The sequence below is a fragment of the Elusimicrobiota bacterium genome (genome assembly GCA_041658405.1).
Classification (GTDB): domain Bacteria; phylum Elusimicrobiota; class UBA5214; order JBBAAG01; family JBBAAG01; genus JBBAAG01.
The window spans coordinates 1-10259 of record JBBAAG010000095.1 but is presented as its reverse complement, the minus strand read 5'-3'; the positions used below and the strand labels follow the sequence as shown (position 1 = coordinate 10259).

The 10259-nt window shown below is 43.2% G+C and carries 8 protein-coding genes; all 8 read right to left on the bottom strand.

The window, feature by feature from the left end; translation table 11 throughout:
• On the bottom strand, positions 1 to 1262 hold a 1262-nt coding region (locus WC955_11960; GenBank protein MFA5859766.1), incomplete at its 3' end, for an N-acetylmuramoyl-L-alanine amidase.
• Positions 1263 to 1358: 96 nt separating this feature from the next.
• Positions 1359 to 2717 carry a DUF1302 family protein gene (locus WC955_11955; GenBank protein MFA5859765.1) on the bottom strand — a complete coding sequence of 453 codons (1359 nt, stop codon included), beginning with the start codon at positions 2715 to 2717 and terminating at the stop codon, positions 1359 to 1361.
• A 45-nt stretch (positions 2718 to 2762) separates the two neighbouring features.
• Positions 2763 to 3530 carry an outer membrane lipoprotein-sorting protein gene (locus tag WC955_11950; protein ID MFA5859764.1) on the bottom strand — a complete coding sequence of 256 codons (768 nt, stop codon included), beginning with the start codon at positions 3528 to 3530 and terminating at the stop codon, positions 2763 to 2765.
• A 29-nt stretch (positions 3531 to 3559) separates the two neighbouring features.
• Positions 3560 to 5821: an MMPL family transporter gene (locus tag WC955_11945; GenBank protein ID MFA5859763.1), complete on the bottom strand. Its 2262-nt coding sequence runs from the start codon at positions 5819 to 5821 to the stop codon at positions 3560 to 3562.
• Positions 5822 to 5876: 55 nt separating this feature from the next.
• Positions 5877 to 6569: a hypothetical protein gene (locus WC955_11940; protein ID MFA5859762.1), complete on the bottom strand. Its 693-nt coding sequence runs from the start codon at positions 6567 to 6569 to the stop codon at positions 5877 to 5879.
• 24 nt (positions 6570 to 6593) lie between these two features.
• Complete coding sequence (locus WC955_11935; GenBank protein ID MFA5859761.1) at positions 6594 to 7175, bottom strand: TetR/AcrR family transcriptional regulator; 582 nt, start codon at positions 7173 to 7175, stop codon at positions 6594 to 6596.
• A 114-nt stretch (positions 7176 to 7289) separates the two neighbouring features.
• On the bottom strand, positions 7290 to 9434 hold the full coding sequence (locus WC955_11930) for a beta-galactosidase (protein ID MFA5859760.1): 2145 nt from the start codon (positions 9432 to 9434) through the stop codon (positions 7290 to 7292).
• Between the two features lie 27 nt (positions 9435 to 9461).
• The coding region (locus WC955_11925) for a sulfite exporter TauE/SafE family protein (GenBank protein ID MFA5859759.1) at positions 9462 to 10259 on the bottom strand (798 nt) is incomplete at its 5' end.

The window sequence follows — 10259 nt, the reverse complement described above, 5'->3', positions numbered from 1 at the left end:
CGGGAGGTATCATTCGTAAAATTTTTTGCGCGTACCGCAAAATAGTAGGTCGTACCTTCTGTAAAACCTGTCAGTATATAATCTTCCTGTGCATACCGTTTCTTTGGGGCCCAGGTTTGCGTATAAGTAGTTGCATTATTGAATTTAGTAACGGTATCAATCGCAGCTGCTGAATACTTAACTGTATACGCTGATGCGGACCCTATGGTAGCATCCTCACCCGGCGCAATCCATCTTAACCTAACCTCACCCGGTGACGTACCCTGTGTAGCAGTGAGAGTCGTAACCTGTGACGGTAAATTATAATCCGTAATACTATAATAATCGCAGATAGCTTTGTATACCGCCTGCCCAAAGATTATATTCCACCGGTCAGTAACCATCTGCGGCCCGTCAGTAGTGTTATCATGGAACCCGGCTTCAATCATCGCATATGGCATTTGTGCGTACCTGTTCTCAGCATAGGAAAAACTGCGGTAAAGAAACCCGCTGGTACCGTTTTTTGACCACGTAGGGTCAACATAGGTTTGCAGGAGTGACACTATTTTATTGAGTACCGTCGTGGATAACGTCTTCGCTTCGTTATAGATCGCGGTATGGCCTGAGAGGTCACCCCCGTCATAATCCTCAGCATCAGTAGAATTATTGTCGGTATCAATCAACATCAATGTCCCCCGTGATGTCCCGCTTGCTGCGTTGGTATGCACGGTGACCATGAGGTCGCACTGCCCAACTTTTTCTTTCATCAACCAATTTGCGAAAAACGGGCGGCTGCGGTTACTACGGTTTTTTTCATTAGCCTCTTGTGGAGTATTTGGGTTGGTATAATAATAATTTGTACGGTGTACAGTTTCCGGGATTAATAATCCTAACGAATCCTTTTTCATCCAGTATGGCGCTGTCATCTTCCATAATGCCTGGTTCTCCGCACCGGAATACGGATGAGCTAACTCATACTTAACTGTGGACTTACCATAATTAAGATATTCGCGTACTTGGTACGCATCAGCTCCGCCGTTGGAGATAAGATAATTCATTATATGCCAGGTATGCATGGGATTAGAATAATCCTCAATCCCGCCGTAGGACGCACCGCGTTCTGTAGTAAACGCATCAGGGGTTAACGCAGTTTCCCAGATCAATCCATGCCCGGGGTTTACAACAATGACTTTACCTTCAAGCGGCAACGCTGAGTATACACGTGAGCACAGTGCGGTTGTTATCATTAACAATGAGAGTAAAACAAATATTTTTTTGTACACAAAACCCGCCTTTTACCTGTAATAAATGTTTATTATAAGATATTTGACGGGTTGTATATAGTAAAAGTTTCAATAAATGTTAATGGTAATGCTTAATTAAAAACTATACTTTATCCGCAGATAGGCCTCGTCGTTATCCTTCATCTTACCGAATAACGTGGTATCCATCCCGTAAATTATCCGGCTTCCCAGGCAAAGTTCCATACCATCCACAGGGATGTACACGATTTCCGGGGTATAAACCACAGCGTAGTTATTACTAAGATCCGCGGTATCCTTAAGTTCAATAGCACCGGCTAGAGGGACAAGTTTAAGTTTTTCATCAAATAATTTCCAGTCAAGGTTAAACATAACATAATCCTCGAGGTTATCCTCTCCCCGTTCGTGAAAGAATCCGTGGAGGTACTGCAGGTTGATATACACATTCCCGGGGAATGTGTAGTCACACCCAAGCACGTATTTTGTATAGGGTTTATCGTCAATTGCGACAACTTCCTGGTTTGACAATCCCAGCATACTCAACGCGGAAAGGTCAATGGTGGTAACCACCTTATCCGGTGAAAATACTGCGAGCTCACCCCAGTACCCTATGTCAAAGAGTGACCCTGAAAAATCAAACCCTGTGATATGCGTCTTTGGATACTCAAGCTCAGTAGAAACGACTACCATTCCAGCCATAAGGTTTACAGGCGTAACATACGCGCGGCGCAGGACCGGGAGGCCATCTCTCCCGTCGACATAGCTCAACGAAAAATCTATACCAAAAAGTGTACGGGCAAGTTTCAGTGCAGCGACATAATTTTCCTTAAGATCATTCGCAGGTAATGACAGTGCGGTAGTGTACCCGGTTAATACCAACCCCGCTGGTACGGCAAATCCGGAATAAAAATAATTAGCTAACCCACTTGCGGGCAGTACTGCAGGAACAAAGTTTGTGGCATACACACCGGTAAGTTTGAAGTCATAAAGGTAATAGTTTAATGTTATGGCGTCAGACCCAATCTTTCTCCCGAAATCCCAGAGATCCTCAAGATCCTTTGGGTTAATACTATCCGTCGGGCCAATATTGTCGGCGGTACCCCACGCGATACGCTGCCGTCCCACACGCAGGTCAAGTCCTTTAAAAATAAATCCGTAGACATCAGCATACGCTTCCCGCAGGCTTAGGTTATAAGGATTAATTATCCCGGGATTTGATATATCCGAAAGAGTTGATACCACTGGCAGTTTAGTTTTTACCCAGAGTTCAGCAAATACCCGTGAGGAATCATTAGGTTTAGCTTCCCCGGTTAATGCCAACCGTGTTTCATCCCAGGATTTAACACTATCGAGTATACGCACACGGTTTTCTATCTGTAAATACCCGTTGAGCGTAAGCCCGGACTTTCCTTCTTCCGCAATAACACTTGTTGAAAATCCTGCTAACAACAACACCAAACCAAACACTTTTTTCATTACAAATTCCCCCTCTAAAACCTTGCTCATTTGTTATGTGTTTTATTATCTCACTAAATACCGTTCCGTAAACACGTCATCTGAAATCCCGGCATCAACTTTTGTATTTGACACCACCATTTTAGTCTTATGCTTATTCTTATGATCTTCCATCACAGACGCGTTTGCAATCCAGTAATTCCCAACTTTCTCGAACTCCGTGCGGGTAAGAGTTTTTGTCATCGTCCCGGCTTTATCATAATGCTCAATTTTGAGTACATAAAAATTAGTTTTATCAACCGTCATTACGAGTTTAGAATAATCCGAGACCGTCCCTTTTTTTGGTGTGAGTTTCAGGACATAAGATTTATCATCAGTTTGTATTACCTCGGAGTCCCATTTTTCGCTATACGTTTTTGCTTCCATATCCTCGTATGTAAAATCCGTCCCAGCGAACTTCGTGTTCTTAACGTGTGACGCAATCCGCCGTGTTTTCTTAAATGCCGGGAGGTAAATATACATCATATCATTGGGTAATGACAGGAACCCAATCCCTTTTTGGTCAGCGGGAGAAAGAAACCGTACTAACCGTTTTTCATTACCTTTTTGGAACATCAATGTTTCTCTTGACTTTTCCTTCCCGTCTTTATCGATGATAATGATCTTAGCCTGCTGTTCCTGATCCTTAGGCGAACCAGACGCACTATCAAGTTTTGAAAGCACCTGCGGGCCGGTAAGTTCAGCGGCGGTTACTACTGCGCTATTGCTAAATATAACCGCACTAAGCGCTAATACCAGTCCGGTTAATAAGGCACCACATTTTTTTTTGTTCATACAATCAATCCCTCCTGCTTTCTTTTCTTTTACTTATCTTCCCCTATTTTTGGCTTGAACAACAATATTATTGCGGGTAATATAGTAATCGCGCTGACACCTGAAACTAACGTCGTCACCGCAGTAAGAAGACCGAATCTTTGTAACGGCACGAGGTTCGCAAAGATTAAGACCAGAAACCCAAACATTACAGTGACAACGTTTATCATAATCGCACGGCCGGTAGTTTCGAGTGTCTTGCGTAACGCATCAAATTCGTTAAGCTGTACCTTAAGTTCATGACGGAAACGGTTAACAAAATGTATGGAATAATCTATACCGGTACCAATCGCGATACTTGCCACTAACACCGTTGCTATATCCAGCGGTATACCGGTGTATCCCATAACACCGAAGATAACGATTATCGTAAACGTAATCGGCACTATCCCAATCACCCCGCCTGCAAATGAACGCATCATCGCTAATAAACACAGGAATACCAGAAATAACGCTATGAGCATACTCCAGAACTGGCTGCTTACTAAACTATTATCAAGATTATCGTTGATATACAACATCCCGGTTGGTTCAAATGATACATAGTCCTTAGTGTTTTGTTTAAGATATTCTCTAATTGCCTTGATGATAGCGCGGATACGTGTCGTCGGAACATGAACAGTCATTGCCTGGACGATAGCTTCAGTTTTATCCGGGTTCACCATCTGTGACAACGTTTCCTGTCCTTCAAGCAAGAACCACAGGTTCGACACTTTTGCCTGGTCCTCAGGTATGTTTTTACCTTCCCCCATAACATCACTCATTTGTTCAATAAAATTCGTTATAGACTGCGTGTTATTAACATCATCGAGCTGATCAAGAAAATCCTGGAACTTAACCATCTCGTTTAACACCCGCGGGTCTGTCATATCACCCTTAACGATTACCATGATAGGCGAAGACCCGCCGAACTTCGCATCAAGTATTTTGTTGGAGAGCCGGCTATGGCTATCTTTCTTGAAGTAATCCGTAATATTAACACTACGCTGTATCCTGGGAATCCCGGCCACAGCAATAATAGTAATTATTCCCGCTATTACCAATACCAGCTTTTCATTTTTTAAGATCATAACCCCGAGGCTATCCATAAACTTAATCACCGGTTTTGCACTGGACTTCCTTGCATTTTCCTTAACAGTGCCAGCCTGAACGGGCAGCATTGCGAGTATTGCAGGGACAAGCGTACACGCTATTATCAACGCAAATAATGTTCCTACCGCCGTAAAAATCCCGAACTCAACGATCATTGTAAGGTAAGAACCAAAGATAAACGATAAAAAACCTGCAACTGTCGTTACCGCTGCCAGGAGTACCGGGAGTGCTACGTTTGAAAGTGCGGATTTTGATTGTTCCAAACGGTTAGTATTATCAAGAACATCTTCATTAAACTTACTGAACACATGAATACTATAAGCATTCCCCACAGCAAATAATACTACCGGTATGATATTAGAGATCAACGATAACGGTATTCTTAATAAGTTCATCAGACCTATGGTCCAGATAACACTTATTGCAACTGAAATTAATGGAATGACAACCCCGCGTAATACCCTGAAACTAAAGAACAGTGTCATTACAATCACGACCACAATTATGGGTATCAGTGTATATAAGTCGTCCATTATCAAGTCAACGATATCCGCCAAGAAAAACGGCGAGCCGGCATAATACGCTTTATTATTGCCTTCAGCTTTTTTTACAATACCGCGGATAGCACCTGCGGTTACTATTTTGTTCACATTTTCATTCAACCGGCAGACGATAAGCGTTGCCTTCCCGTCAGTAGAGACCAGTTTCCCGGAGAATAGGCTGGAGGACATAACGTACTTCCTGAGCTTACCTATTTCCTCATCAGTCTCCGGCAACTTTTCTGCGTCGATAAGCTTACCGATTTCAATCCCGCCATCCTGCGCTTTCTTTATATCCAAAACATCGGTTAAACTCGTGACATACGACACACCGGGCAGGAGTTTAAGTTCAGCAGTTATATCCGCTACTTGCCGGAGGCTGGCTTTAGTGAATACATCATCAGTTTCAATAGCAACCATAGCCAATGCATTCCCGCCGTATTCTCTATCAATATAATTAAACCTCTGAGCTACAGCGTCATTCTTTGGTAAGTAATCCATTACATCCGGATTAACCTTGATATCTTTCAGGAAGTATCCAAAAAACAAGGTTATCACTGCGATAACCGCGATAACAACTTTTCTGTTATTAATAACGAACTCAGCAAACCATTTTTTCATAATCTTTCTTTTTTATAACTCCTTACCTTACTTTATGAACATAAACCTTGTATTCTTACCTTTTGATATTAACCTGTATATCCCTATACTTCCCCTCTTCCACAACCTCACCATTTTCTATTAACCGGTACCCGATGATATAGTAAGTCGAGGGTTGGAGATACAAAACATAATGTGTTTTGTCATCAACTTTGATCAATAACTTTATACTGGTACTGCCTTCAAATACGTCGTATGATGCGTAAAAAACTTTTTTTTCAATCAAATACTTCTCGACATTGGATAAATGATACACCCACCCAACCTGGGCAATACCTTTCCCGCGTAATGATTTGGTTATAGGATTCCCGGAGTCGAGTTTAACCTTAAACGGGCCAAGGATATTTTTATTATCAATCGTAAGCTTATGATCTTTGAACACCACATGTGTCCCGCTGTTTTCCCCGGTGATAACATTAATTTCCAGCACACCCGGAGGGTAGTAGTACAATGCTATGATTCTGTGTAATGTTTTGTTTCCCAGCTTTTCAGTTGTTTCGTTTAAACACCGGTACGATATTGTACTGGTAATAACCGAGCGGAGAGCATTGATTGTTGATTCCACGCTAACCGTACTTCCTTCAATTTTTGTATTTACTACTGCAGGTTTTACAGTTCCCGCATAAAGCGCGGTATTTACCACAAAACAGGAATACATGGTGAATAACAACCCTAACACTTTTGATACACTGATATTTTTGTTATACATATATGATTCAATGCACACCTATACTTATTTTTTTACGATCCCGTAAAACAATATTTCCAGCATCTTATTAATATTACGTTCAACCTCTTTTTCTTTGAGGCTTAGGGTCCACTCGTACTCCAACCCCTTCGCTGCGATAACAAAAGTAAACGCGGTAAGGTCAATATCCTTGATTTTAAAAACACCGGACGCAACGCCTTCCTCCAGTATCCCGCGTACCAACCCAACCTCTTGCCGGTCAAAATCCGTGCGGATCTTATTGATAAACTCATAATTCCGCAGGTACTCATCCTTAAACGCGGAATACACATTAACTATTTTGCGTAGATATTTCATCCTGGAAAGCACAAACATAGCCAGCCGTTCCTTTGGCCCGCGGCATTTACTAAGCTCTTTCAGCATTGTTTCCTTAATTGACTCAACTTCTAGCTGAAGTACAGCGAAAAACACGTCTTCCTTGGTTTTAAAATAGTAATAAAGAGTACTTTTCCCCATCCGCAATGCGTGGGCAATATCATCCATTGTAGTTTTGAACAACCCATACCGCGCGAATAGTGCCTGGGCGGTTAACAATATATTTTTACGTTTGAGTTCGTGTTTTGTCATCTACCTGACCACCTTTAAAACTATTTCGACTTTTCGACTTATACAGTATTATAGTCGAACTTTGGGTTATTGTCAAGCGGAATATTCAGGTATCGCTGATTAGATCTAAAACGATTACAATTCTAATAACTTTTTCCCGGCAAGGACATACGCTTTATATTCATGTTTTTCTAACGCAACTGTCGCAACCTTTTTCCCTTGGAACCGCACATCCACCTTTTGCGCATCACCGAAGTTTGTGAGGATTATCACCTGCTTATCCCCCGACGTTCCCGCATGGAAATGAACCCTTTGCGCGCCAGCACTAGTACCAACACCAATGATTGCCCCGGTCGTCCGCGCAGCAGTTTTCCCCTGTTTCTTTGCTCCGCCACTACTCACGACATCCCACTCCGACCCCGCACAGGAAGTATTCACAATTGTCGATACAAACGTTTCAAACCCCGGGTGGTAGTCTTTAGTATAATCGTGCCCGAAGAACGAGCCTAACGCGATTACCCGCCCCTTCCCAACTTTTTTGACGATACCCATTACGTCTCCAGCTTTATTCTTCGCCACCACTTCCGCATCGCCGTTATACGCCAAAGGCGTTAGCCAGCCAGTTGGACGAAGATCAAGTTTCACGTTTCCAAGTTTGAACTTAATATTTTCAGTAGGTTCCTCTATTTTTCTGCGTCCGAGGTCGCGGATACCGAACTTCGTCGGCAATACTCTATCCTCCCCGGGATACTTGTAAAACCCGAGTTTGGTGTACGCATCAAATTCAGCGTCAAACACCAGCGTCCCGCCGGAATTCACGAACTTATACAATTTATCGTGGAGTTCAGGTTTTACAATCAACGCCCAGGGCATTACCAGTAACTTTAAGCCATCCATTAACTCTTCCATGTGGTTAGCTTCTACGATCACATACGGTACGCGTAACCGTTCATACGCGTGGATATAGTTGAACACCCCCTGCCTGGCTTTTATAGCGTCACGGTCGCAGGACCAGTTAAGATAATAATTATCCGGGTCAAACCACACCCCTGCTTTTGCTGAGTCGGGAACATAGCGGTCAAATAAATCCATATTTTTGTCAATCACCGCGCAGGTGTGTTTCAACTCGGTTACTCGTTCTTCAGCGTTACCATCATCCCCAACGATCCCAAACCCGGATGCTTCCCCAGTAAACACTTCATCACGCCAGCACCAGAATATAACGCCCTTAACCCCGCGGGATATACCCGACCATACCCACAGGTTTTGAAGTTTACCCTCTAACGGCGGGTCAGACATCAACCCAGCCCGTGCGCTACCGCCCTGGAGTTCGCTCATCCACAACACTTTCTTCTTTGATGTCACTGCTGAATGTATTGCCTCTATGCGTAACCCAAAAAAGTTTTCATCAAACCCGTTACCCCACGCAGGAAAACTTGATACGCCATAACCGTCCATCTCATCAGCTATACTCCAGTCATTTCCCCGGCACAATGTTTGTTCATTCGCTCCGCCGGTAGATACCAGTGATGCGGTACCGTTATGACAGGAGACAAAAAAGCTTGGGTTTACCGACTTAATAATTCCGTACCGCCACTTCGCATGAAGGTTTGACCTATGTGTGATAAAACTCGCGAATTCCATATTTTCAGTAAACGGCGGTTTTGGATACTTACCCGGCTGAACATCATCCCAGGAACTATACCTCCGTTGCCATGCCAAGTTTAACCATTCAAGATCTCCATACTTTTCTTTTAACCATCCGCGGTACTTTTCAATTGTATGAGGACAATAGCAGACATAACCGTCTGCATTTACCGCCCACCGGTTTTCGTTCCAGCAATCCCAGCCAATAAGGTTTTTCGTACCTCTATACCGTTCCGCGGTAGTACGGAGGAAGCGTTCCATATACTTCGCGACTTCCGGATTATCCGTACACCCGCCTGGGGTCAGCCCGACGTTACACTCCCCGCGGAGCGAGGATATCACGCGGTTACCTACGTGGTTCACCATCATAGAATCCGGCACTACGCGGTGGATCCAGAACGGTTGAATTTCCGCGATTGTGCTGATAACAATTTTTAACCCGTTTTTATCGGCAAGATTAATTAGTTCATCATAATCCTCGTAATTAAACTTCCCAGGTTCAGGTTCAATCCAACCCCAGCATGCCCATAGCTGCGCTGCATGAAGGCCGGTATCCCGCATTTTTTTTAAGTCATCATCCCAATACTTTTTATGCGGAAATGGCGGGCGGTAATACTGCGCTCCGATGAACATATAAGGCTCCTTAATTAACCCTTGATACTATTTAGTCACGGCAGTTGTGGTACTAACCGCATCAACTTTATTATGTTTTTTATTGAAGAACAACACCTGCCCAAGCCCGACTAATGTAACAAAAATAATTACTGTGAGTACTGCCTTCCTAAAAAACTCTTCTGACGCAACATTCTTTAACTTTACCCCTACCCATGTAGCAAATAATGCCGGTATTATCGCAAATACGGCATACGAAAAATTTTTGGGGGTTAACAACCCGAACGCGAGGTATGAGATAATATTCATCACACCCAGTACAAGAAAATACGCGATAAGATTACACCGGAACTCATCTTTCTCCCATGCCCGGCATAAACCGTAGATAACTATTGGCGGGCCTGACTCACCAATCGCGCCACCCAGTACGCCGCTGAGCAACCCAAGCCCGATCTGTGTCGGCTTTTTTTCGTTAAGCGGAATCTCAATTTTTAAACTCAACAAAATACCGAATATCAGCGTTGCAACACTGATAATAATCTTCATTAATTCCGGGTGAAAACTCTTTAATGCCATCGCACCAATCGGGCTGCCGATAACCCCGGCAATCATTAATAACACCATTTTTTTTACCTGCAAATGCTGTTTCGCTTCATATAACAAAAATATGTTGATGATAAGCATCAATACCGCGTATGCCGGGATAAACATCTTAGCGCCGGATGGTAAAAATATTGAGAACAACGGTACTGCAAACAATGCGCCGCCAAACCCTGCGAATGAATGGAGCAACAATCCTACACTGATAATTAAAGCAAAAATAATTCCTTCTGACATTAAACAATC